This is a genomic window from Nocardia sp. No.11 (assembly GCF_038752175.1).
Classification (GTDB): Bacteria; Actinomycetota; Actinomycetes; order Mycobacteriales; family Mycobacteriaceae; genus Nocardia; species Nocardia canadensis.
The window spans coordinates 1-24,131 of the sequence record NZ_JBCGFB010000094.1; the positions used below are offsets into that span (position 1 = coordinate 1).

The window sequence follows — 24,131 nt, forward strand, 5'->3', positions numbered from 1 at the left end:
GCGGACACCGCGCGCGACCGCGCGCAACTGCCCCGTGGCGTCGGCGAGGTCGGCGGCGAAGCGGCCACGGCCGGCGACCGGGCCCACCAGATTGCCCGCGCTGGCGGCGCGGTCGGGATCTTCGCCCCGGTTGAGCCGGTCGAGCGAATCGACGATCGCGTGCATCATCCCGCCGCCGTCGCAGGCGACATGGGAGGCGACCAGGGTGACAACGGTGCCGCCGGACTCCGTGTGCGCGCCCGCCAGCTGCCACACCAGGCCGCGTTCGGGGTCGAACTCGACCGCGGCCTGCTCGAGGAACCACTCCAGCACCCGGTCGTCGGGCAGCGGTGTCGGCGTCCAGATCAGCGGCATCGACTCCGTGGCGGGCTCCCAGTGCGCCCGCGCGATCGGGAACCGGGTGGTGCGGACCTTACGGGCGATGAACCCCGTGGCCAGGTGCGCGTGCCAGCGCCGCAGCAGCTCGGGGTCGAGCTGCTCGTCGAAGCGGTAGGCCAGCTGGTTGACCAGTGCGTTGGGGTAGAGGCTGTGCAGTTTGAAGAACAGGTCGTCGTCGGCGGTGATCCGGTTGAGGCCGGCCGGTCCCGTGGCGACGGCCGCGACGGCGGGGGAGGTGACGGTCATCGGGAACTCCTCATCGGGAACGGAGGGTGCGCACGGTCAGCGGCGCGAAGACGGCGACGACGACCACCGAGGCCACCAGCGACCAGCACGCGTCGGCACCGACGGTGCCCGCGGCGGCCAGCTCGCGCACCGCGGAGACCAGGTAGGACACCGGATTCACGTCCGAGACGTGCTGCATCCAGGTGGGCATGGACTCCTCGGGAACCAGGGCGTTGGAGGCGAAGCCGAGGAAGGTCAGGACCAGCATGCACATGCCCTGGACGGCGGCGGGCCGGGCGACGGTCGCGCCGATGAAGGCGAACAGCCAGCTGATCGCGGTGGTCGCGACGACGACCAGTACGGCGCCGGCGAGGAACCCGGCGGTGTGCTCGGGCCGGTAGCCCATGCAGAACCCGACGATCACCACCGTCGTCGCGGCGATGAGGTACCGCACCGTGCCCGCCAGCAACGCTCCGGCAACCGGGGCGGAACGGGCGATCGGCATGGCGACGAAGCGGTCGAAGACTCCCGAATGGATGTCCTCGGACAGCTGCACGCCGGTGGCGACCGAGGAGGTGAGCACGATCTGCACCAGCACGCCCGGGATCATGATCGGGAGGTAGGCGTCCATGCTGCCCGCGATCGCGGTGCCGAAGATGCTGCCGAACAGCACCGGGCCCACGATGGGCAGCAGGATGGCGTCGTAGAGCAGTTGCGGGCTGTGCCGGAAGGTGAGCAGGCCACGCCAGGCCATCATCAGCGCATGGTGCAGCGCGGCGAGCGCGCCGACCCGGGTGATCCGCGGCGCGCGCACGACCTGCGGCGGCGTCGTGGTGGTCGTGGTGAGAGTCATGGCGTTGCTCGACCTTTCACGAAGGGCGGTCATGCCGCGTCGACGGTGTCGGCGGTGCGGGCGTGCCCGGTCAGTGCCAGGAACACCTCGTTGAGATCGGGCCGGTCGACCGCGAACCCGCGCAGCGTGAGCCCCGCGGCGCGGCAGGCGGCGACGATGTCGGCGCCGAGCGCGACATCGGGCAGGGTCACCGTGAGCGTGCCGGTCGAGGAGCCCTCGGGGACCTCGCCGGTGAGTTCCTGGATCAGCGCTTCGGCGCGGCGCAGGTCCGCGGTGTCGGGAATGTCGAGGCGCAGCACCTGTTCGCCGATGGAGGACTTGAGCTCGGCGGCAGTGCCCTCGGCGACGAGCGTGCCCCGGTCGATCACCGCGATCCGGTCGGCCAGCGCGTCGGCCTCCTCGAGGTACTGCGTGGTCAGCAGCACGGTCGCACCGCGGTCGACCAGACCGCGCACGATGCCCCACATCCGGTCGCGGGTGTGCGGGTCCAGGCCCGTGGTCGGCTCGTCGAGGAAGATCAGCGGGGGCACGGTGATCAGCGTCGCGGCCAGGTCCAGGCGGCGGCGCATCCCGCCGGAGAAGGCCGAGACGCTGCGGCGCGCGACAGCCGAGAGCTCGAACTCCGCGAGCAGTTCGTCGCTGCGCGCGGCGGCCGCGCGCCGGGAGAGGCCGAGCAGGCGGCCGAACAGGCGCAGATTCTCACCCGCGGTGAGGGTTTCGTCGACGGAGGCGTATTGGCCGGTGAGCCCGATCATCGAGCGCACGGCGGTGGCCTCGCGGACCACGTCGAAACCGAACACCTCGGCGCTACCGCGATCGGGGCGCAGCAGCGTCGCCAGCATGCGGACCGTCGTGGTCTTGCCCGCGCCGTTGGGGCCAAGCATCGCGAAGACCGAGCCCGCCGGGATGCTGAGATCGATGCCGCCGACGGCGGTGAAGTCGCCGTAGGACTTGCCGAGTCCGCTGGTGCGGACCGCGATGTCGGTGGTCACCGGTGCCTCCCGGCATGGTCGAGTTCGGGGGTCGAGAACGTCAGGGGGACGAGGTGTTCCACCTCGTCGGCGGCCAGCGCGACGCCGTGGTCGGGGACGCGGTTCGCGTACGCGGTGGCGCGCGAGACCACGGTCGGGTCGGCGACTCGGTCCAGCAGGGTGGTGAGCCGCTCGGCGGTCAGCTCGGCGGCGCGCAGGGTGTCGGCCAGTCCGAGGCGGGCCAGGGCCTGTCCCCAGTACGGCTGGTCGGCCTGGATCGAGCAGATCACCTGGGGCACACCGGCGCGCAGCGCGGCGGCGGTGGTGCCCGCCCCGCCGTGGTGCACCGCGGCGGCACAGCGCGGGAACACCGCGGCGTGGTCGACCTGTTCGACGATCGCGACGTCGGCGGACAGCTCCGGCTCGATGCCGGCCCAGCCCGCGGCCAGCAGCAGTCGGCCGCCCCGCCGTGCGCAGACCGTGCGCAGCATCGCCACCAGCGCCGCCGGATCGTCGACGGCCATCGAGCCGAAGCCGACATAGATCGGTGCGGCGCCCGCGTCGAGCCACGCCGTCAACGCGGGATCGGCCGGGCCGCCGAGGAATCCGTGGGTATCGACGGCGAAGCCGGTGATCGGATGCCGATCGGGTAGTTCGGCCGCGAGCCCGGGGAACAGATCGATGTCGTAGGCCTGGATCGAGACCCGCTGCGGGAGTGGGTGTTCCACGATGCCGAACTCGGCGAGCGGGGCGGCGAGCGCGGCATCGCGGGCCCAGCGCAGACCCGACCAGATCCGCCGGTTGAGCGCGCCGGGAATCCTGGCTCCCCACGCGGTGGGTACCACGGGCACCGAGCGATTCGGGTGGATGGGGAAGAAGTGCACCGCGGCCAGCGGCAAGCCGACCCGCCGGGCGGCCTTCTCGGCCGCCTCCTCGCCCGCCATGCCCGTCACCAGCACGTCGTGGCCCGGCGCGAGCGCGAGCAGGTCACGGACCGCTTCGGCCACGCCGCGGCGCTGCAGATCCAGCACGGCCCGCAGCCGCTGACGCGGGCTGGGGCTGCGGAAACGCCGGTCGGCGTGCTGGGTGCGCAGCAGTTCGGCGCTGTCGCGACCGAAGCCGACCGCGGGAATGCCGTGCGCGGTGGCGAAGTCGACGAGGTTGGGGGACAGGGCGAGCGTCACCGAGTGCCCGCGAGCCTGGAGCTCGCGGGCCAGCAGGATGCCCGGTTGGGCATCGCCGCGGCTGCCGGTGAAGGCCAGCAGTGCGCGCATCGTCAGCCCGCGCTCAGCGCTGCCGACGCGGAGTCGGCGATCGGGGCGTTCGTGACGGGCGCCGCGAGAGTGGTGACCGCGTAGATGGCCCTGGCGAATTCGGTGAGGAACCGGTCCATCACCTCGGCGGGCAGCCCGGCCGGGTAGCGGGTGGACACGTAGAGCCCCTCCGGACCGCGCACGACCCAGAAGTACACCTCGTCGGTGGAGTACGACACCGCCCGCAGCGTGCGTCCGCGCAGGTCGGCGACCAGCTCGTAGTCCGGCAGCATCCGGATGTCGAGGAATGACGCGCCGAAGGTCGGGCCCTCGAGCGCACCCGCCATCGCCAGCGACCGGCCCCAGGAGGCGTCATTGCAGATGTGGGCGCGCTTGAGGGCGGCCCGGGTGATCTCGAGCGCGGCGCCCATGTCGGCGCCGGCGGGCAGGGTGATGTCGACCGGGACGACATTGACGAACCAGCCCATCGACTCGAGCCAGGTCAGGTCCGGGCGGGTCGCGATCGGCATGATGGTGCGGAAACGGTCGTCGCCGAACACTTCTCGCGAAGCGGCGGCGAGCGCGGCGAACACTGTGACCGAGAGCCGGTGCTTGAGCCGGTCGAGCGCCCCTTCGACCTCCTCGAGCTGGTCGAGGGTCAGCAGCGTGCGCGAGACACTGGGCTGGGCGTGCTCGCCGTCGAGCGCGGCCACCATGCCCTCGGCGAAGCGGGGCATCGGCGAGCCGGGGGTGCCGACGAAGTCGCGCCACACGGCGACGGCGGGGGAGTCGGGGGTCAGTTCCTCGGCGGCGGCGCGTTCGACGGCGGCGAAGTCGGCCGCACTGCCGAAGGTGGCCGAATCGCGGATCTCCCCGCCGTCGCGCACCGCGGTGTAGAGGGTGCGCAGCTCGAGGATCAGCACGGCCTGGGAATAGGCGTCGAGCACCGAGTGATCGGCGGCGACCAGGACCGTGAAGTCGTCGGTGTCGTGGGCGACGGTGGCCACCAGCAGATGCGGCCAGACCAGCGGCGAGAGGCGCAGTTCCAGCTCGTCGCACAGGAATTCGTTGATCAGCTCGCCGTCGGTGAGCTCGGGCACCGGTGCCGAGGTGACCCGCACGGTGCCGGGAGCGGTGGTGATCCGGTGGTAGTCGCCGTCGCCGGTGGGGGCGACGGTGGTGCGGAAACCCTCGTGGCGGTCGTGCCACAGTTCCAGGGTCCTGGCCCATACCTGCGCGTCCAGCGGCGCGTCCATCTCGAAGATGGTGCCGATCCAGCGGCCGCGACCGGGGGTGGGATCCTCCGGATCGAGGAAGCCGAGGTACTGGGAGTGGACGCTGGCGAGGGGGCGTTCGTCGTCATACCACGAGTCGGCGGTGGCCAGTTCCGGTGTCCAGATGGACAGGGCGCCGGAGCGAATCGTGAATTCGGACAGATGGGTGTATTCCATGCGGGGTCACCTCGAGGTGCAGTGCATGCCGAAGACGGCGCGAACGGGGATATCGGTGACCGCGGTCGCGTCACCGGATGTTGCTCTGGATCCCGCACCGGATGTAGCTGGCGAACCCTGGGCTATCCCGAGTCTATAACTCTGAGAGTTTTCTGAAATACGCGTTAGTCACAACTGGTCTATGTGAAGAAGCTCACTTTCAAATTGTCCCGGATCCCCAGCGTAACCCGGTGCCCCTGAAGTAAGGGGGTTTCAGTTCAGAAAGTCCACGACCGAACCGGTGAATCGGCTATGACCTGCGCTTATGTCGTGAAAGTCGGGCCGAACTCGGCGAGCACGGTGCCGTGCCGGACCACGCCGGAGAGTCCGGGGAGCTCGATCGGGGGCGTCCAGGAGCGGAATCCGTCATAGCTGTCGCTGACGACATAGCGGCCGTCGGTGTAGGCATCGAGGTAGATCCGGTGCCCGCCGTCGGGCAGCCGGACCACCGACTGACCCTCGCTCGGACCACCCCAGCCGGCCCAGTCGCCGGTCGCCACGAAGGTATAGGGCCCGACCGGACGGTCGGCCACGGCCAGTTCGATCAGTTTGGTGTCCTCGTTCTTGACGAAGGCGAACAACCGTCCGTCCCACCGGACCAGGGTGGTGTCGATATGGCCGAGGGAACCCGGTCGGGCGGGGCCGAGCCCGAGCAGCGGCACCGGCGGCGCCCAGGTCGTGAGGCCGGCGTCGAGCGGGATCAGCAGATGCGGGGTGAACCCGTGGCCCCAGGTGAGCGAGACGATGATGGCGACGCGGCCGGCGGCGTCGGCGTACCACTCCGGCGCCCACGCGCCTTCGAGCCTGCCCGGCACCAGCATCGGCGCGGGCGCCATGGGCGTCCAGGTGATGCGGTCGAGGCTGTGGGCCAGGCCGATCGCGGTGGCGTCACCGGCCATCGTGTAGGTGAGGTAATAGCGGCCGTCGGCGTGACGCAGGATGCTCGGATCGCGGACCAGTCCGGTGGGCGGGGTATACGCGTGCTCGCTGACCGGGGTGAACTCGGTGCCGTCGACCGACTCGTACACCGCCAGCGTCGTATCGCTGTCGGCGCGGAACGCGGTCATCGTGTAACGGGTGGGGGTGCGCTCGGGGTCGATCCCGACACCGGGCCCCAGCGCCGATTGCGCCCGCGCGGTTCCCATCGCGAGCAGCGGCACCCCGGCCAGCAGCGCGAGTGCGGATCGTCGGCCCACTGTCATCGCCATGACATGGGATTATCCGAGCGGTAACCGCCCCGGCGACGCAGACGCGCCGCACGTGGTTCAGCCGCGCGCCGACACCGGCTCGGTCTCCGAGGCCGTCGGCGGAGCCGTGACCGGCATCTTCGCGTCGAGGGCCAGCCCGAGCAGGCCCAGCGACAGGCAGACCGCCGAGACGGTGACCGCGATCGGATCGGTAGGGCCGGCCAGGGATCCGGCGAGCACGACCGTCGAGATCGTGCCCGGCGCCGACCCGACGAGCGTGGCCGCCAGATAGGGCAGCACCCGCACCGAGGACAAGCCGCAGCAGTAGTTGACGATCGAGAACGGCGCGAGCGGGATCATCCGCAGCGCTGCCACCGCGAGCCACCCGCGCTGGGCCAGCCGGTCATCGATCGCGCGGGCCGCCGGATGGTGCAGATGCTCGGCGACCCGGTCGCGGCCGACCGCGCGCACACCCAGCAGCGCCAGCGTCGCGCTGATCCCGGTGGCGCCCAGTGCGACGGTCGACCCCAGTACGGGACCGAACAGGACACCGCTGGTCACCGTCAGCACCGTGCGCGGCACCGGCGCCACCGCGACGAGCGCGTAGAAGAGGAAGAACAGCAGCGGCAGCAGCGGACCCGCGCCGCCTGCCCACTCCCTGATCTGCTGCGGGCCGGGCAGCGGAACCATCATCGCCACCACGAACAGCACGGCGATCCCGGCCAGAGCCATGAGCAGGCGCGGGGAGCGGATCAGTCGGGACACCGGATAAGCGTACCGGCCGGTAGGGGATGGCCGGAGCGAGTGGACAGGGTGTCACAGTTAGCATCATGTAAGAACCGGACACATCCTGGTTCGCCGCAGTATTCCGCTGCTGGGCTGATGCTGCCGGATCGGCAGTACACCGGGATGCGGTCGTCGAATGGAAGAGAGAACAGCAGCTATGCCGATTGGTTCAGAGTCCGGGGCGGGACTCGCACCGGATCCGGTGCCCGAGTACGCCGCGTGGCGCAAGGGTGTGGCGGGCGTGCTGGCGAAAGCGCGACGGGTCGAGGCTGCCGAGCTCCCGGCGGAGCCCGAGCATCTGCTCGACGAGACCACCTATGACGGGCTGACCATCGCCCCGCTCTACACCCGCCGCGACGAACTGCCCGAGCAGCCGCTGCCGGGCGCCTTCCCGTTCGTCCGCGGTGGCAGCGCCACCCGCGACCCGCAGCGCGGCTGGTTCGTCGCCGCCTTCGCCGGCTCGGCCGATGCCGCGGCCACCAACCGGACGATTCTCAGCTGGCTGGAGAACGGCGTGAGCGCCGTGTCGCTCGGCGTGGGCGCCGAAGGCGTCGCGACCGCCGACATCCCTACCGCCCTGACCGGCCTGCTCTTCGAGCTGGCCCCGCTGACCCTGGTGGCGGGCGCCGACGTCGACGCCGCCGCCGCGCAGGTCTTCACGGTGCTCGACGGCTACCAGCTCGCCGAGCGGGCGCAGATCCAGGTCGGCCTGGGCGCCGCGCCGCTGACGAGCGCTTTCGCCGGCGCCGCCGACATCGACATCGATCAGGCCGTCGCCCTGGCCACCCGCGCGATCGCCCGTCCGGAGACCGTGCGCGCGATCACCGTGGACGGCACCGCCTTCCACAACGCCGGCGCCGCCGACGCTCAGGAACTGGGCGCGTCCGTCGCGGCCGGTCTGGCGTACCTACGCGCGCTGACCGCCGCCGGGGTCGACATCGCCGACGCGTTCGGTCAGCTCGAGTTCCGCTTCGCGGCCACCGACGACCAGTTCGCCACGATCGCGAAGTTCCGCGCGGCCCGGCGTCTCTGGGCCCGCGTCGCGCAGGTGTGCGGCGCGCCCGCTTTCGGCGCCGCCCCGCAGCACGCGGTGACCTCGGCCGCCATGATGACCCAGCGCGACCCCTGGGTGAACCTGCTGCGCACGACCCTGGCCGCCTTCGGTGCCGGTGTCGGTGGCGCCGACTCGGTGACCGTGGCCCCGTTCGACTCCGCTCTGCCCCCGGGCGAACTCGGCGTCTCGCAGTCGTTCTCGGAGCGCATGGCCCGCAATATCCAGCTGCTGCTGCTCGAGGAGTCGCGTCTCGGGCACGTCCAGGACCCGGCCGCCGGTTCCTGGTACGTCGACTCGCTGACCGACGAACTCGCCGCCAAGGCCTGGGAGTTCATGCAGGAGATCGAGGCCGCCGGTGGCTATCCCGCCGCGCTGGCCGCGGGCCTGGTCGCCGAGCGCATCGCCGAGACGGCCGCCACCCGCGCCGCCGACATCGCGCACCGCAAGACCGCGGTCACCGGCGTCAACGAATTCCCCAACCTGGCCGAGACCCCGCTCTCGGAGCAGGCCCGCACCGTGGACTCGGTCGCGCGCTACGGCGCGGCGTTCGAGTCGCTGCGCAACCGTTCCGACGCCTACCTCGCGGCCAACGGTGCCCGGCCCCAGGCGCTGATCGTGCCGCTCGGCCCGGTCGCCGAACACAACGCCCGCACGATCTTCACCGCGAACGTGCTGGCCTCCGGCGGTATCGAGTCGGTCAACCCCGGCCCGCTGACCGTCGACGGAATCGCCGCGGCCGCCACCGCGTCCGGTGCGCCGATCGCGGTGCTGTGCGGTGCCGACAAGCGCTACGGCGAGGAAGCCGGCGCCGCGGTCGAGGCCCTGCGTGCCGCGGGCATCGACACGGTCCTGCTGGCCGGACCGGAGAAGTCGGTCGCGCAGTACAGCGGTACACAGCGTCCCGACGGGTACCTGACCCTGCGCATCGACGCGGTCGCGGTCCTGTCGCAGCTGCTGGAGAAGGTGGGAGCCTGATGACGACATCCGATATCGAGCACCTGGTCGGTAGTTTCGCCGAGGTGCCGCTGACCGAGCACGCGCCGACGGCCGCCGAGGTCGACGACGCGCAGGTCAAGGAGTTCGTGGCCGAGGCCGCCGCGGCCAACCACACCACCGCCGACCAGCTCACCTGGGCCACGCCCGAGGGCATCGACGTGCCGCCGGTGTTCACCAAGGCCGACCGCGATGCCGTTGTCGCGCAGGGTTATCCGCTCGACACGGTGCCCGGCGTGGCGCCGTTCCTGCGCGGTCCCTACCCGACCATGTACGTCAACCAGCCGTGGACCATCCGCCAGTACGCGGGCTTCTCCACCGCCGCCGACTCCAACGCCTTCTACCGCCGCAACCTGCAGGCCGGTCAGAAGGGCCTGTCGGTCGCCTTCGACCTCGCCACCCACCGCGGCTACGACTCCGACCACCCGCGCGTGCAGGGTGACGTGGGCATGGCCGGCGTCGCGATCGACTCGATCCTGGACATGCGCCAGCTCTTCGACCAGATCCCGCTGGACCAGGTGTCGGTGTCGATGACCATGAACGGCGCGGTGCTGCCGATCCTGGCGCTCTACGTCGTCGCCGCCGAAGAGCAGGGAGTCGGGCCCGAGCAGCTGGCCGGAACCATTCAGAACGACATTCTGAAAGAGTTCATGGTCCGCAACACCTACATCTACCCGCCCAAGCCCTCGATGCGGATCATCTCCGACATCTTCGCCTTCACCAGCGCCAAGATGCCGAAGTTCAACTCGATCTCCATCTCGGGTTATCACATCCAAGAGGCCGGTGCCACAGCCGATCTGGAGTTGGCCTACACCCTGGCCGACGGCGTGGAGTACATCCGGGCCGGAATCGCGGCGGGCATGGACGTCGACAAGTTCGCTCCGCGCCTGTCGTTCTTCTGGGCCATCGGCATGAACTTCTTCATGGAGGTCGCCAAGCTGCGCGCGGGTCGCCTGCTGTGGAGTGAGCTGGTCTCGAAGTTCGAGCCCAAGAGTGCGAAATCGCTGTCGCTGCGGACGCATTCGCAGACTTCCGGTTGGTCGCTCACCGCCCAGGACGCCTACAACAATGTGGCGCGCACCTGCATCGAGGCGATGGCCGCGACCCAGGGCCACACCCAGTCGCTGCACACCAACGCCCTCGACGAGGCGCTCGCGCTGCCGACGGACTTCTCCGCCCGCATCGCGCGCAACACCCAGCTGCTGATCCAGCAGGAGTCCAACACCACCCGTCCGATCGACCCGTGGGGTGGCTCGTACTACGTGGAGTGGCTCACCCACCAGCTCGCCGAGCGGGCCCGCGCGCACATCGCCGAGGTGGAGGCGCACGGCGGTATGGCGCAGGCGATCTCGGAAGGCATTCCGAAGCTGCGCATCGAAGAGGCCGCCGCCCGCACCCAGGCGCGCATCGACACCGGCCAGCAGCCGGTGATCGGCGTCAACAAGTACCAGGTCGAAGAGGATCAGCAGGTCGAGGTCCTCAAGGTCGAGAACTCGCGCGTGCGCGCCGAGCAGATCGAGAAGCTGGAACGGCTGCGCGCCGAACGTGATTCGGCCGCCGTCGAGGCCGCGCTGGCCAACCTCACCCGCGCCGCGGCCTCCGCCGAGGGCGGCATGGACAACAACCTGCTGGCCCTGGCCATCGACGCCGCGCGCGCCAAGGCCACCGTCGGTGAGATCTCCGACGCACTGGAGAAGGTCTACGGCCGCCATCAGGCCGAGATCCGTACGCTCTCCGGTGTGTACCGTGACGAAGCAGGCAAGGCCTCCAACATCGGCGCGGCCATCGCGCTCGTCGAGGAGTTCGCCGAGGCCGAGGGGCGCCGCCCGCGCATCCTGGTCGCCAAGATGGGCCAGGACGGCCACGACCGCGGCCAGAAGGTGATCGCGACCGCGTTCGCCGACCTGGGCATGGACGTCGACGTGGGCCCGCTGTTCCAGACCCCCGAAGAGGTGGCGCGCCAGGCGGCCGACAACGACGTGCACATCGTCGGTGTCTCCTCGCTGGCCGCGGGTCACCTCACGCTGGTGCCCGCCCTGCGGCAGGCGCTGGCCGATGTCGGTCGCCCCGACATCATGGTCATCGTCGGCGGTGTCATCCCGCCCGGTGACTTCGACGAGCTGTACGAAGCGGGCGCCGCGGCGATCTTCCCGCCCGGCACGGTCATCGCCGACGCGGCCATCGACCTGCTGAAGAAGCTGGGTGCCTCGCTCGGGCACGAGATCGGTGGCGGCGCACCGGCATGATCGGTCAGCGTCCGGAAGCGATAGCCGGCGTCATCACAGCGGGTGCGCGAGCGTGCTGTGGGGGAGCCGTATGAGCGACGCCGTAGAGCGGGCCGGGGGTACGGCAGCGCACCCCCGGCTCGGCACCACCGCGGGCGTCGGGGCTCCACGCAACGAAGGCCGGTCGGTCGCTCGGGCCGCGCGCACGATCGACATCAACGAGCTGGCCGACGGGATCCGGGCGGGTCAGCGTGCGCCGCTGGCCCGGGCGATCACGCTGGTCGAATCGACCCGCGCCGATCACCGGGAGCTGGCGCAGCAGTTGCTGCTGCGGCTGGGCACCGAGCCGGGCACGGTCGTGTCGAACCGGGTCGGCATCACCGGCGTTCCCGGCGTGGGCAAGTCGACGTTCATCGACGCCCTCGGCATGTACCTGCTGGGCAAGGGCCATCGCGTGGCGGTGCTGGCGGTGGACCCGTCCTCGACCCGCACCGGCGGCTCGATCCTCGGGGACAAGACCCGGATGGCGCGGCTGTCGCTGGAAGCCGACGCGTTCATCCGGCCTTCGCCGACCGCGGGCACTCTCGGCGGCGTGGCCAAGGCCACCCGCGAGACCATCGTGCTGCTCGAAGCCGCCGGCTACGACGTGATCCTGGTGGAGACCGTCGGTGTCGGCCAATCCGAGGTGACCGTCGCCAATATGGTCGACGTGTTCTGCTTCCTCACCCTGGCCCGCACCGGTGACCAGCTCCAGGGCATCAAGAAGGGCGTGCTGGAACTGGCCGAGCTGGTCGCGGTCAACAAGGCCGACGGCAAGCACGAGATCGAGGCCAAGGCCGCGGCGCGCGAGCTGTCCGGGGCCCTGCGCCTGATCCACCCGCACGACGCGCTCTGGCGTCCGCCCGTGCTCACCATGAGCGGGCTCGAAGGCGTCGGCCTCGACAAGTTCTGGGACACCGTCCTGGAACACCGTCGCGTCCTCACCGAGGCGGGCGAATTCGCCGAGAAGCGCCGTCGTCAGCAGGTCGACTGGACCTGGACCATGGTGCACGACCAGATCCTGCGCCGTCTCGCCGACAACCCCGCCGTGAAATCCGCACGCCCCCAGATCGAATCCGCCGTCCGCGACGGCACTCTCACCCCGGCCCTGGCCGCCGAACAGATCCTGCGCGCCTTCGACGCCTGAGCCGGATTCCGGGGCTGTCACGAATCGCGGCTCGGCGATTCGACGGGATTCACCAGGGCGACACCGAGGGTGATCACGGTCAGTCGCTGTCATTTTCCTCGTCGCTGGACGTCGTTTGCCCGCAGGGGTTGCGCGGAGGACCGCCGATGTGAATACTTAGGCATGTGCCTAAGTATTCGGGTGGTGAGTCGGACGGGGGACTGGACAGTGTCTTCCGGGCGCTGGCCGATCCGACGCGGCGGGCGATCGTCGAGCGGCTCGCTCGGGGACCTGCCTCGGTGTCGGATCTCGCGGCGCCGTTCGAGGTCGCGTTGCCGACGATCGTGCAGCACCTGAAGGCGCTCGAGGCCGGGCGGATCGTCAGCTCGGCCAAGATCGGGCGCGTGCGGACCTATCAGCTGGCTCCGGGGTCCTTCGGCTCCGCGATCGACTGGCTGCGGCAGCAACGACCACCGGCCGAGCGGCAACTCGACCGGCTCACGGCACTACTCATGGAATCAGTGAACACCGCAGAGGGAGAACAACAATGAACGACACCGCGACCCGCACCATCAACCACGCCCAGTTCACCATCGAGCGCGAGGTGCCCGTGACGCCCACGGTCGCGTTCCAGGCGTTCGCCGATCCCGCCGTCAAGAGCAAGTGGTTCGGCGGCGAGGAGGGCTGGGAGCTGACCGAGGCCTCCGTCGACTTCCGCGTCGGCGGCATCGAGATCAACGAGGGCATCTTCCAGGAGTCGGTGACCTCGCGCTTCGTCGCCACCTACACCGACATCATCGACAACGAACGCCTCGTCTACACCTACGACATGTGGCTCGACGGCGCCCACATCTCCACCTCGGTCGCGACCTGGGAATTCGAACCGACCAGCACCGGCACCAAGCTCACCCTCGTCGAATTCGGCGCCCACCTCGACGGCCACGACACCGGCGCCCAGCGCGAGGAAGGCACCCGCGAGCTGGTCGACACGCTGGCGAAGTACCTCGAATCCGTCGCCTGATCACCCGTGGTCCATGTCCATCCGCATCGGGGCCGGCTGCTGCCCCGGCGCGAGGACCAGGAACTGGCCCATCATGCCCTGGTCCTCGTGATGGAGCAGGTGGCAGTGGTACATGTACGGGAAGGTCGGGTCGGTGTGATCGGCGAAGTGCATGGCCAGGGTGTAGGTGACGCCCGGCGCCGTGTACACCGTGTCCTTCCAGCCGGAAAGTGCTGGGGGAGGCGGGTTTCCGTCGACCGCGAGGATCTGGAACTGGACGTCGTGGATGTGGAAGTTGTGTGGCCAGTTGTCCTCGTTGCGAACCGACCAGACCTCGGTGGTGTCGACCGGGATGGTCATGTCGATGCGGTTCATGTCCATCCGCCGGTTGTTGATCATGAACCAGCGCAGCTCGAAGCTGCGGGTCGGCGCGGTGGTCGCCGCGGCGAGGGGTCGGAGGGGCACCAGCGCCGCGGGCACGGCCGCCGCGGGGCGCAGGGTGTCGGCGGCCCGCAGGTCCAGGATGGCGAAGGTGTCGTCGAAACCGAACTCGCCGGCGCGATCGATCCCGGCGCGGTCGCCGATCGGCAGCGACCGTAACGTGACGTTCTCGCTCGCGCGAACGGTGACCACGATCTCCGCCCGTTCCCCGGGGCTGAGCTGGATTCGCGACAGTGCCACGGGTTCCGGGAGCAGGCCGCCATCGGTGGCGATCAGCTGGAACGACCGGCCGTCGCCGAGCGCCAGGTGGTACAGGCGGCCCGCGGATCCGTTGAGCACGCGCAGCCGCACCCGCTCGGTGGTGACGTCGAGATGGGCGCCCGCGATGCCGTTGGTGACGATGGTGTCGCCCAGCAGGCCCACATCGGTGGCGTCGGATTCGTCGATGGCGCCGTCGGCGGTGAACCGGCGGTCCTGGATCACCAGCGGAATATCGTCCACGCCATAGTCTTTCGGTAGATCCAGCGCGTCGGCGGGATCGTCGTCGATGAGGAAGAACCCGGCCAGCCCGCGCTGGACGTGCCGTTCGGTATCGCCGTGGGGGTGCGGATGGTACCAGAGCGTCGCGGCCTGCTGCGCCACCGTCCAGCTCGGCGTCCACACCGCACCGGGAGTGATCATCTGATGCGGTCCGCCGTCGGCGGCGGCGGGCACGTGCATGCCGTGCCAGTGCACCGACGTCGGTTCGGGCAGGTCGTTGGTCACCGTGACCGCGACCCGCTCACCGCGCCGGGCCCGCAGGGTCGGGCCGAGCACCGACCCGTCGTAGCCCCAGGTCGCGGTGCGGACACCACGCAGCATCTCGGTGTAGCCCGCCTGCGCGCGCAAGGTGAACCGGCGGACACCGTCGACGCCCACCGTCGACGGCGCCGGTGGCGGGATCGGGAGCGGGCGCGTGGCCGACGACGGCATGGGCGCGGCGGTGCGGAACGAACAACCGGCGGCATAGGCAACCGGAGCGAGGGCGAGTCCGGTGAGGAATCCTCGGCGCGAGACCACGTGGCGTACTCCTTGTCTGTGCGGAGCCTCCAGCTTCGATCGGTTCGGGCCCCGGCCACTCCACCCCGGAGCCGGAGAGCGGGCCGCTGATTCCGGCCGCGCGGCTGTTGCGGACGCGCCGATCGCGTGCTACCCCCGGTGCGTCGCCTACCGTGGGTGCGTGATCGACACCAGCGCACGCCGCGACCCGCGGCCGCTCCTGCGGTGGCTGCCGCTGGCGCTGATCCCGGTCCTGCTGCTGGCCAGCACCTACCCGGGCCAGTACCGGGTGCCGCCGCACTACTGGCTGCTCGCGATGACGGCCGGCCTGGTCTTCCTCGCCGGGGCGCGGTGGCCGCTGGCGGTGTCGCTGATCTTGTCGGCGCTGGCCGTGCCGCTGCTGCGGACGCCGGCGTGGGGCGTGTCCGGCCTGGTGCCCTACCTCGGCGCGGTGGCGCTGGTCGACGTGATCGCGCGCACCCGTCGGCGTTCGACGGTGTGGGTGGCGACCGCGGCCTGGGCCGCCGCGGTGGTGCTCGGGCGCGTCGGCCTGCACGACACCTCCATCGGGCGGGCCTCGACCGTGGTCGAGGCGGTCGCCTATGTCGGGCTGCCACTGCTGCTCGGGCTGTACCTGCGTGGCCAGCGCGAGCTCGCCGACAGTCTCCGGATGCGCGCGGCCGACGCCGAAGCGCGCACCCGCCTCGACGAGCGCGCGGCGATGGCCAGGGAACTGCACGATGTGGTCGCCCACCACATGGCCTCGATCGTCCTGCGCGTGTCCGTCGCCGGACGGGTGGTGCGCGATGCCGATCCCCGGGTGGTCGCGGTCCTCGACGACGTCCGCGCGACCGCGACCGACGCGCTGGCCGACATCCGCCGATTCCTCGCCGCGCTGCGTGATCCCGTCCTGGGCACCGTGTCCCTGGTCGAGGCGGACGCGGTCGGCACCGAGATCACCGCCGCCCTCACCCGCGCGCGGGCCGTCGGCTTCACCGTCGACGCCGAGCTCGAGGCCGACCTCGGCGCGCTGGACGCGATGAGCAGACTGACCCTGTTGCGGTTGGTCCAGGAATCGCTGACCAACGTGATGAAGCACGCGGATCGCGATGCGCCCGTGCGTATCCGGATCGCCCGGCGCGACGGCGGCATCGACCTCGAGGTGCGCAGCGGCCGTGCCGGAACCGCCGCGCCGCCGGGTCACGGTCTCGTCGGGATGCGGGAACGCGCCGCCGTGGCGGGCGGCACGCTCACCGCCGCGGCCGACGGTGGGCACTGGGTCGTCCGGGCCCGGCTGCCCGATGTCGCGAAGGGAACCGATCCGGCATGATCACGGTATTGCTGGCCGACGATCAGCGCCTGGTGCGCGCGGGCCTGCGCATGCTCATCGAGGACACCACCGACCTCGCCGTCGTCGGCGAAGCGGCCGACGGGATGGCGGCGGTCCGCCAGTTCGCCGAGCTCGCGCCCGATCTGGTGGTGATGGATCTGCGGATGCCCGGTCTGGACGGTGTCGCGGCCACCCGGCAGATCCTCGCGTCGGCGCCCCGGGCGAAAGTGCTGGTGCTCACGACCTTCGACGACGACGAACACCTGTTCCCGGCGCTGGCCGCCGGCGCGTCCGGCTATTTCGTCAAGGACACCGATCCCGCGGTTCTGCTCGACGCCATCCGCCGGACGGTGGACGGCGACCTGCTTTTCTCGCCCGCGCTCCTGCGCCGACTGGTCGACCGGGCGCTCGCCGCCCAGCCCGCGCCCACGGTCGCCGGGCCGGAGCTGAGTCCCCGTGAACGCGAGGTGCTGCTTCTGGTCGGGCAGGGGTACGGCAACCAGGAGATCGCCGATCGGCTGCACCTGGGGGTGAGCACCGTGAAGACCCACCTCGCGAACCTGTTCGAGAAGACCGGCACCGACAACCGTGTCCGCCTGGCGGTCTACGCCTCCAAGCTGTCTCAACGGTGAGAGCCGTCATGGCAATGCCCGACGCCTCGGCGACGTCGCTGCACGGTTGCTGCTTCATCATTCGCGAGTGCTCCCATTGTCTTTGGTGACGAATCGGTAAGAAGCCGGTAACGGTGCCGTGATCGAGCCCGATACTGAACCGACCGCACTGAGCGGTCTGTTTTCGGTAGGAGGTTCGATCGATGCGATGCCGCAGCGCCCTCTCGGCGGTGGCGGCGGTGTTCCTCGCCGCCGGTTCGATGGTCGGCGGTGGTGCTCCCGCCCTGGCGGAGGTTCCGGAAGCCGGTGTGGCGGTGGCGAATCGGGCCGTGGCGATCGACGGCTCGCGTGCCGAGGTGACCTCGATCGACGGTCGGCTGGTGACCGTCCGGATCTACTCGGCGGCGATGGCGCGCGAGGTCTCGGTGAAGGTGCAGCGACCGGCCGACACCTCGGTCCCGCGCCCCTCGCTGTATCTGGTCAACGGCGCGGGCGGCGGCGAGGACACCGCCACCTGGGAGCAGAACACCGATGTGGTGGACTTCCTGGCGGCCAAGGACGTCAACGTCGTGATGCCGGTGGGTGGCGCGTGGAGCTACTACACCGACTGGCGCAGTACGGATCCGCGACTCGGCGTGAACAAGTGGCGCACCTTCTTCCTCGACGAACTCCCCGCCCTCGTCGACACGATGTTCGATACGACCGGCCGCAACGCCATCGCCGCGAACTCGATGACCGTCACCTCGGTACTGCAACTCGCGATCGCCAAGCCGGGCCTGTTCCGTTCGGTCGCGGCCTACAGCGGCTGCGCGCAGATCAGCGATCCGGTGGGCAGGCAGTTCGTCAACGTCGTGGTCGGCACCGGCGGCGGGGACGCCTCGAACATGTACGGACCGCCCGGTGACCCCGAGTGGGTCGCCAACGATCCGGTCGTCAATGCGGAGGGATTGCGCGGCACCAAGCTCTACATCTCCAACGGCAACGGCCTGCCGGGCGAACACGACCAGCTCGGCGACCCGCACCTGATCACCTGGGGCTCGGTCGGGCTCGCCAACCAGATCGTCGTCGGCGGCGTGATCGAGGCCGCGACCAGCTGGTGCACCGAGAACCTGCGGGAACGGCTCGCCGAGCTCGACATTCCCGCCACCTTCGACGTGGACACCCAGGGCACCCACTCGTGGGGCTACTGGCAGAAGGCGTTCAAGAACTCCTGGCCGCTGCTGGCCGAGGGGATGGAGATCCCCGCCTGATCAGCGCAGCTCGAACAGCGCGACCGCGTTGTCGTGACACACCTTACGCAGCCAGTCCGGCCCGAACTCGAGGCGCTCGAGCGCCTGGACGGCCTCGGCGTACGGGTACGGGATGTTGGGGAAGTCGCTGCCGAACAGGATCCGATTCCCGAAGCGGCGCAGGCGGTCCCGCTCGGCAGGCGGGAACGGCGCGCCTGCCTCGCTGAAATCGGTCCACACCATGGTGGTGTCGAGGTACAGGCGCGGGTACTGCTCGGCCAGGTCGAGGAACTCGCTGTACTCGGGGGTGCCCATGTGCGCGATGATCAGGCACAGATCCGGAAACCGCCGCAGCAGTTCGGCGATCGGCGCCGGCCCGGTGAATTCGCCCGGGGCCGGACCGGATCCGCAGTGGATGAGCACGGGCACTCCCGCCTCGGCGAGGATCGCCCACACCGGGTCGAGCTGCGGATCGAGCGGGGAGAACGCGCCGACCTGGATGTGCACCTTGAAGACCCGGGCGCCGCTGTCGATCGCCGCGCGGACGTAGTCGGGCGCCGACGGTTCCGGGTAGAAGGTGGCGGTGTGCAGGCAGTCGGGGGTGCGGGCCGCGAACTCGGCGGTCCAGTCGTTGAGCCAGGCCGCCATCTGCGGCTTGTGCGGGTACACCAGCGAGGTGAACGCGCGGACGCCGAAGTCGCGCAGCGTCTTCAGTCGCACCTGCTCGTCGTCGCGGTAGGTGATCGGCCACGTCCGCCCGGTCAGCGGGCCGACCTGGTCGAAGTACGCCCACACCTTGCGCATCACCTGGTCGGGCATGAAATGGGTGTGCACGTCGACGATCGCGGGCAGCCCGAGGCGGGCGCGGAAGTCGGCGAGATAGGCGGCGGTATCGACGGTCACGAGGGCGGCTCCGGGTACAGGCGACGGGCCAGTGCGCCGACGCGGGTGACGAGACGTTCGAAGAAGACGGCGGGATCGGTGCCGACCACGATGTCGGCGTTGGGTTCGCGGCCCCACATGCCCGCCCAGTCGGCGACGGTGGTGGCCCGGGTGAGGGTGCCGGTCAGCTCGACGTCGACGGTCGCGGGCCTGGTCCGCGCCAGCGCGGGGTCCAGCGCCACGGCGGCGGCGAAGGGATCGTGCATGTGCGCGAGATAGCCCAGGTCGTAGCTGTCGTGGAAATCGAAGTAGAAGCGCACCGCGTCGACCAGGTACCGGACGACCGGATTGCCGGCCGCCGAGCGCCAGTCGACCGCATCGCCTGCGGCCACCCGCTCGAGCGGCGCGCTGTGCGCGACCTCGGCCAGCCGGACCAGGTGCTCGGGCCGCATCTCGATGGACTCGGTGATGTCGAGGGCACACACCAGGGGCCTGCGGTCCGGCGGGGCGGCCGAGAAGGCGTCGAAGACCTCCTTGGCGGCCTCGGGGTCGACGTGGATGTTCCACTCGTTCGTCGGCGTCGTGTTCCCGGGGTGGTTGAACGCGCCACCCATGACGACCAGGCGGTCCAGCAACAGGGGCAGCTCGGGTTCCATCCGCAGGGCCAGTGCCAGGTTGGTCAGCGGGCCGGTGCACAGGCCGATCGCGGAGCCGGGGTGCGCGCGGGCCAGCTCCACCCACATCCGCGCGGCGGACCGATCGGAGAGTGGCCGGGGCGAGGCGGGGAGTTCGGCGTAGCCGAGGCCCTGCGGGCCGTGGGTGTCCTCGGTGGTACGCAGCGGCACCATCAGCGGGCCGTGCGCGCCCGCCGCCACCTCGACGCTGCCCGCCCGCGCGAGATCCAGCAGGGCGAGGGTGTTCGCGGCGACCTGGGCGGTCGGCACATTGCCCGCGGTCGCGGCGATCCCGAGGAGCTCGGCCTCGGGAGAGGCCAGCAGATACAGCAGCGCCAGCGAATCGTCGATTCCGGTATCGACATCGAGGATGATTTTGCGCGCCACAGGTCGAGGGTAACCGCGGGCGTTTCGCGCGCCGCCGCCGACCGTGCCGTAGCCGGACCGTTCGCCGCTGGTCATGGCGTTTTCGCCGCGTGACGGGCTGATCCCGGGTCGGCGAATGTCGCGCCGACGGCGACGAAAGAGCTGTGACGGCGGCGTTTTCGGCTACTCTGCCTCAAAGATTGCGGACCGATAGCTCCTGACTGGCGAGGGTAGGTGCATCTTGAAGGCGACGACCGCTGCGAAACTGGAAGAGTTGCGGAAGAATCTGGCAGCCGCGCAGGAGCCTGCGGGGGACGTGGGGGTCGCCAAACGGGCCGCCAAGGGGATTCCGAGTCCGCGGGAACGGATCGGCATGCTGCTGGATCCGGGGAGTTTCGTCGAGATCGGGGCGCTGGTGAAGCAACCCGGCGTCGCGAACAGTCTCTACGGCGACGGCGTGGTGACCGGCCACGGCACGGTCGACGGCCGCCCGGTGGTGGTGATCGCCCACGATCAGACGGTGTTCGGCGGCTCGGTCGGGGAGATGTTCGGGCGCAAGGTCGCCAAGGCGATGGACCTCGCGGCCGAGATCGGCTGCCCGTTCGTGGCGATCAACGACTCCGGCGGGGCGCGCGTGCAGGACGCGGTCACCTCGCTGGCCTGGTACGCGGCCATGAGCAGACGGCAGCTGAATCTGTCGGGCGTAGTGCCCCAGGTGTCGATCATGCTGGGCAAGTGCGCGGCGGGCGCGGTCTACGCCCCGATCAACACCGACGTGCTGATCGCGACCGAGAACGCCTACATGTTCGTCACCGGACCGGAGATCATCCGCGAGACCACCGGTGAGGAAGTGACGCTCGAGGAACTCGGCGGCGCGTACAACCAGGCGCAGAACGGGACGATCCATCACGTGGCCGTCGACGAGCGGGCCGCGTTCGATTGGGCCCGAACATATTTGAGCTTCATGCCGTCGAACTGCTTCGACAGCGCCCCGGTGGTCAACCCGGGACTGGAACCCGAGATCACCGCGACCGACCGGGAACTCGACACGCTGATCCCCGATTCCGACCGCACCGGCTACGACATGTACGACGTGCTGCTGCGGATCTTCGACGACGGCGAGTTCCACGAGGTGGGAGGCAGCGCCGCGCGCAACATGATCACCGGATTCGCGCGAGTCGACGGCCGCAGTGTCGGTGTCGTCGCCAATCAGCCGCAGGTGTTCAGCGGGGCGATCGATGCCCGCTGCTCGGACAAGGCGGCGCATTTCATCCGGCTCTGCGACGCGTTCGGGCTGCCGCTGATCTTCGTGGTCGACACTCCGGGGGTGCTGCCCGGCGTCGAGGAGGAGAAGATCGGCGTCATCAAGCGGGGCGGGCGATTCTTCTACGCCGTGGTCGAGGCGACCGTGCCGATCGTGACCGTGGTCGTGCGCAAGGCCTACGGCGGCGGCTACGCGGTGATGGGCTGCAAGCAGCTCGGCGCCGATGTGAATCTGGCCTGGCCGACCGCGCGCATCGCGGTCATGGGCGCCGAGGCCGCGATCGGGCTCACCCAGCGCAGGCAACTCGCCGCGGTGCCCGAGGCCGAGCGGGCGGGAGTCCGTCAACAGATGGTCGACTACTACAACACCGCGGTCGCCACGCCGTGGATCGCGGCCGAGCGCGGCTACATCGACGCGGTGATCGAGCCGTCCACCACCCGGCTGGAGATCCGCAAGGCCCTGCATCTGCTGCGGGACAAGCGCGTCGAGCAGCGGCCGCGCAAGCATCTGCTGATTCCGCTGTGAGCCCGGCGCCCGCGTCGCGGTGGCCGGGCCGGGCGGTTCAGTAGCTCGGCAGGGCGAACTCCTCGGTGTGGCCGAAGAAGATCTTCTTGGTGATCGGCCGCATCGGACGCGACATCATGACGCGCACATTGGTCTTGGCCAGTCGTGTCATCAGCGGGGTCTTGGGGATCATCATCGCGATGCCGCCGCCGGGGATCTCCTTGGCCTTGGCCAGGAACGGCGTGATCTTGTCCTGGTAGCGCTGCTGCGCGCCGGCCGGATCGTCCGGGGTGGCGGCGATCTCGGCGGCCAGCACGTAGGCGCCGACGATCGCCATCGCGGTGCCCATACCGGTCATGGGGGAGCCGCAGTAGCCCGCATCGCCGACGAGGGTGACCCGGCCGACCGACAGCTCGGGCACGTCCACCCGGGCGAGTTCGTCGAAGTAGAAGTCGGTCGTGGTCTCCATCGCCGCCAGGACCTCGGGGGCGTGCCAGCCCGCGTCGGCGATCCTCCGGCGGATGAGCGCGCGCTGGGCGTCGCCGTCGCGGCGCAGGGCCGGGTCGACTTCGGTGCGCAGGGTGATGATCGCCTTCGCGGTAGCCGGGTCGCCGTCGGGGCGGATCCCGAGCATGGCGCCGGGCACCAGGCGCATGCCGAACCAGCCGGGCTCGATATCGGCGGGCGAGGGCATGGTGAAGAACGCGCCGTAGCCGCCGAGGTTGGTGCTGAACTGCTCCTCGGGGCCGAAGACCAGCCGCCGGGTCGCCGAGTGCACGCCGTCGGCGCCGATCACCAGGTCGAAGCGCTCGGTGGTACCGGAGGCGAAGGTGACCTCGACGCCGGTGGCGTCCTGCTCGATCCGGTCGATCCACTCGCCGTAGCGGTAGTCCAGCTCGCCGGTCTCGACGGTGGCGATCGCGTCGAGCAGGACCTGGTTCAGATCGCCACGGGTGATCTCGATGTCGGCGACGGCGCCCTGGCCGTCGAAATCCTCCATCGCCATGCGGGCGTAGATCTTGCCGTCGCCGTCGACGTAGGACATGCCGCGCTCGTCGAGCTGGTACTGCGCGATGCCCGCCATCAGCCCCATCCGCTCGGCGGCTTCCTTGCTCGGTCCGCGCAGGTCGACCGCCTGGCCGCCCGGGCGGGGGACCTCGGCCCGCTCGACCACCGTCGTGCGAATGCCGTTGCGCAGCAACTGGAGTGCGACCGCGTTGCCCGCGATCCCGCCGCCGGAGACCAGAACGTGCAGGGGGCTGGTGGTGGTCATGATGTTTCCCGTCTGGAGAAGAACGAATGTATTAGACATATGTCTAACACAGGGCTGGCACGAATGTCTAGAACAAATGTCTAAGACAGTCCGGTAGGGTGGTGACCATGGGAAACAGAGAAGACCTGCTCGCGGGAGCGCGGAAGGTGATCCTGGAGCGCGGCGTCGCGAAGGCGACCGCGCGCGACATCGCCGCCGCGGCCGGGGTGAGCCTGGCCGCGATCGGCTATCACTTCGGATCGAAGGACCGGCTGGTCACCGAGGCGCTGGCCGAGGCGCTCGGCAACGCGATCGGCGATGCGATGGAGGCGCTCATCGCCGACGGTGCCGGCTCGTCACCGCTGGCCGGGTTCACCGGTCTGTGGAACGCGATGCCCGCGGTGTTCGCCGACAACCACGAGGCCATGCTGGCCAGCCTGGAGAACATCGTGCGCATCGTGCGCTCCGACGACGCGCGCGCTCAGCTCGGTGACCAGCTCTCCCACGCGTTCGCCGACCTCGCGGCCACCGTCCGGGCGGCGCACCCCGAACTCGACGCGGCACAGGCCGACGCCATCGGGCGGCTGTATTTCGCGCTGGTGCAGGGATTGGGCGTGCTGTGGCTGCTGAACCCGGGCGGGGCGGTGGCCGACGGTGACCAGCTGGCGACCGCGATCCGGGCGCTGGCGGGGAAGTGACCGCGAGCCGCCCCGCGGTCGATCAGTCGCGGTGGAAGTGGTCGGGCGCTTCGATCCAGAACGGCTGGGCCGAGCCGTACGGCGGGGCGGGCCAGCGATAGTCGTCGTAGTCGGCGAAAGCCGGTGCGGCCGTGACGATATCGCCGTGGCGGTTCGTCGCCGCCGGGTCGGGCGGCAGCGGCGCGGGGTGGTCCGGGTGGCGGTCGGCCGCGCGGAGCCAGGAGCCGGTGCGGGCCAGCGAGACCCGGACGTCGCGGCCTGC

General features: G+C 70.4%; 20 protein-coding genes and 2 pseudogenes. 10 read left to right on the forward strand and 12 right to left on the reverse strand.

The window, feature by feature from the left end:
- From V8688_RS23440 to V8688_RS23470, 7 genes and pseudogenes are all read right to left on the reverse strand, one after another.
- A pseudogene (locus V8688_RS23440) lies at positions 1–624 on the reverse strand (hypothetical protein); the annotation flags it as partial.
- Positions 625–634: 10 nt separating this feature from the next.
- A complete protein-coding gene (locus V8688_RS23445; RefSeq protein WP_218720002.1) occupies positions 635–1,456 on the reverse strand; it encodes an ABC transporter permease in 822 nt (273 codons plus the stop codon).
- Between the two features lie 29 nt (positions 1,457–1,485).
- Positions 1,486–2,448 (reverse strand): ATP-binding cassette domain-containing protein, encoded by a 963-nt coding sequence (locus tag V8688_RS23450; RefSeq protein WP_218720003.1) that lies wholly within the window; start codon positions 2,446–2,448, stop codon positions 1,486–1,488.
- Complete coding sequence (locus V8688_RS23455; RefSeq protein WP_342801697.1) at positions 2,445–3,701, reverse strand: glycosyltransferase; 1,257 nt, start codon at positions 3,699–3,701, stop codon at positions 2,445–2,447. Before V8688_RS23455 ends, V8688_RS23450 begins: the two co-directional genes overlap by 4 nt.
- A 2-nt stretch (positions 3,702–3,703) precedes the next feature.
- Complete coding sequence (locus V8688_RS23460) at positions 3,704–5,131, reverse strand: condensation domain-containing protein (RefSeq protein WP_342801698.1); 1,428 nt, start codon at positions 5,129–5,131, stop codon at positions 3,704–3,706.
- A 302-nt stretch (positions 5,132–5,433) separates the two neighbouring features.
- A complete protein-coding gene (locus V8688_RS23465) occupies positions 5,434–6,378 on the reverse strand; it encodes a hypothetical protein (RefSeq protein ID WP_342801699.1) in 945 nt (314 codons plus the stop codon).
- Between the two features lie 57 nt (positions 6,379–6,435).
- A complete protein-coding gene (locus tag V8688_RS23470; protein ID WP_342801700.1) occupies positions 6,436–7,122 on the reverse strand; it encodes a TVP38/TMEM64 family protein in 687 nt (228 codons plus the stop codon).
- Positions 7,123–7,300: 178 nt separating this feature from the next.
- Between V8688_RS23470 and V8688_RS23475 the strand changes: the two genes are divergently transcribed.
- The 5 genes from V8688_RS23475 (at position 7,301) to V8688_RS23495 (ending at position 13,601) form a co-directional block, all read left to right on the forward strand.
- A complete protein-coding gene (locus V8688_RS23475; RefSeq protein ID WP_342801701.1) occupies positions 7,301–9,172 on the forward strand; it encodes a methylmalonyl-CoA mutase family protein in 1,872 nt (623 codons plus the stop codon).
- Complete coding sequence (scpA, locus tag V8688_RS23480; protein WP_218720009.1) at positions 9,172–11,436, forward strand: methylmalonyl-CoA mutase; 2,265 nt, start codon at positions 9,172–9,174, stop codon at positions 11,434–11,436. Before V8688_RS23475 ends, scpA begins: the two co-directional genes overlap by 1 nt.
- A gap of 70 nt (positions 11,437–11,506) precedes the next feature.
- Complete coding sequence (meaB, locus tag V8688_RS23485; protein ID WP_342801702.1) at positions 11,507–12,601, forward strand: methylmalonyl Co-A mutase-associated GTPase MeaB; 1,095 nt, start codon at positions 11,507–11,509, stop codon at positions 12,599–12,601.
- A 164-nt stretch (positions 12,602–12,765) separates the two neighbouring features.
- The gene (locus V8688_RS23490) at positions 12,766–13,131 is read left to right on the forward strand and encodes a metalloregulator ArsR/SmtB family transcription factor (protein ID WP_342801703.1); all 366 of its coding nucleotides are present in this window, start codon (positions 12,766–12,768) and stop codon (positions 13,129–13,131) included.
- Positions 13,128–13,601, forward strand: coding sequence for an SRPBCC domain-containing protein (locus V8688_RS23495; protein ID WP_342801704.1), 474 nt, complete (start codon positions 13,128–13,130; stop codon positions 13,599–13,601). The genes V8688_RS23490 and V8688_RS23495 overlap by 4 nt, the downstream gene beginning before the upstream one ends.
- On the opposite strand, the gene V8688_RS23500 is transcribed toward V8688_RS23495, so the two are convergent.
- Positions 13,602–15,080 carry a multicopper oxidase domain-containing protein gene (locus V8688_RS23500; protein WP_342801705.1) on the reverse strand — a complete coding sequence of 493 codons (1,479 nt, stop codon included), beginning with the start codon at positions 15,078–15,080 and terminating at the stop codon, positions 13,602–13,604. It lies immediately after the preceding gene.
- A gap of 160 nt (positions 15,081–15,240) precedes the next feature.
- Here V8688_RS23500 and V8688_RS23505 point away from each other — a divergent pair, with 160 nt between their 5' ends.
- The 3 genes from V8688_RS23505 to V8688_RS23515 all read left to right on the forward strand — a co-directional run bounded on the left by V8688_RS23505 (position 15,241) and on the right by V8688_RS23515 (position 18,250).
- Positions 15,241–16,389, forward strand: a complete 1,149-nt coding sequence (locus V8688_RS23505) for a histidine kinase (RefSeq protein ID WP_342801706.1) — start codon at positions 15,241–15,243, stop codon at positions 16,387–16,389.
- Positions 16,386–17,021, forward strand: a complete 636-nt coding sequence (locus tag V8688_RS23510) for a response regulator transcription factor (RefSeq protein ID WP_218720014.1) — start codon at positions 16,386–16,388, stop codon at positions 17,019–17,021. Before V8688_RS23505 ends, V8688_RS23510 begins: the two co-directional genes overlap by 4 nt.
- Positions 17,022–17,203: 182 nt before the next feature.
- Complete coding sequence (locus V8688_RS23515) at positions 17,204–18,250, forward strand: alpha/beta hydrolase family protein (protein WP_342801707.1); 1,047 nt, start codon at positions 17,204–17,206, stop codon at positions 18,248–18,250.
- Here V8688_RS23515 and V8688_RS23520 read toward each other — a convergent pair whose 3' ends face one another.
- Both V8688_RS23520 and V8688_RS23525 read right to left on the reverse strand, forming a co-directional pair.
- Positions 18,251–19,132, reverse strand: coding sequence for an amidohydrolase family protein (locus tag V8688_RS23520; RefSeq protein ID WP_342801708.1), 882 nt, complete (start codon positions 19,130–19,132; stop codon positions 18,251–18,253).
- On the reverse strand, positions 19,129–20,172 hold the full coding sequence (locus tag V8688_RS23525) for a nucleoside hydrolase (RefSeq protein ID WP_342801709.1): 1,044 nt from the start codon (positions 20,170–20,172) through the stop codon (positions 19,129–19,131). The genes V8688_RS23520 and V8688_RS23525 overlap by 4 nt, the downstream gene beginning before the upstream one ends.
- Before the next feature lie 220 nt (positions 20,173–20,392).
- Here V8688_RS23525 and V8688_RS23530 point away from each other — a divergent pair, with 220 nt between their 5' ends.
- The gene (locus V8688_RS23530; protein WP_342801710.1) at positions 20,393–21,940 is read left to right on the forward strand and encodes an acyl-CoA carboxylase subunit beta; all 1,548 of its coding nucleotides are present in this window, start codon (positions 20,393–20,395) and stop codon (positions 21,938–21,940) included.
- 37 nt (positions 21,941–21,977) lie between these two features.
- Here V8688_RS23530 and V8688_RS23535 read toward each other — a convergent pair whose 3' ends face one another.
- Positions 21,978–23,192 carry an FAD-dependent monooxygenase gene (locus tag V8688_RS23535; protein WP_218720019.1) on the reverse strand — a complete coding sequence of 405 codons (1,215 nt, stop codon included), beginning with the start codon at positions 23,190–23,192 and terminating at the stop codon, positions 21,978–21,980.
- A gap of 107 nt (positions 23,193–23,299) precedes the next feature.
- On the opposite strand from V8688_RS23535, the gene V8688_RS23540 reads away from it, so the two are divergent.
- Positions 23,300–23,869 (forward strand): TetR family transcriptional regulator, encoded by a 570-nt coding sequence (locus V8688_RS23540; RefSeq protein ID WP_316574716.1) that lies wholly within the window; start codon positions 23,300–23,302, stop codon positions 23,867–23,869.
- Positions 23,870–23,891: 22 nt separating this feature from the next.
- Here the strand turns inward: V8688_RS23540 and V8688_RS23545 are convergent.
- Positions 23,892–24,131: pseudogene (locus V8688_RS23545) on the reverse strand (hypothetical protein); the annotation flags it as partial.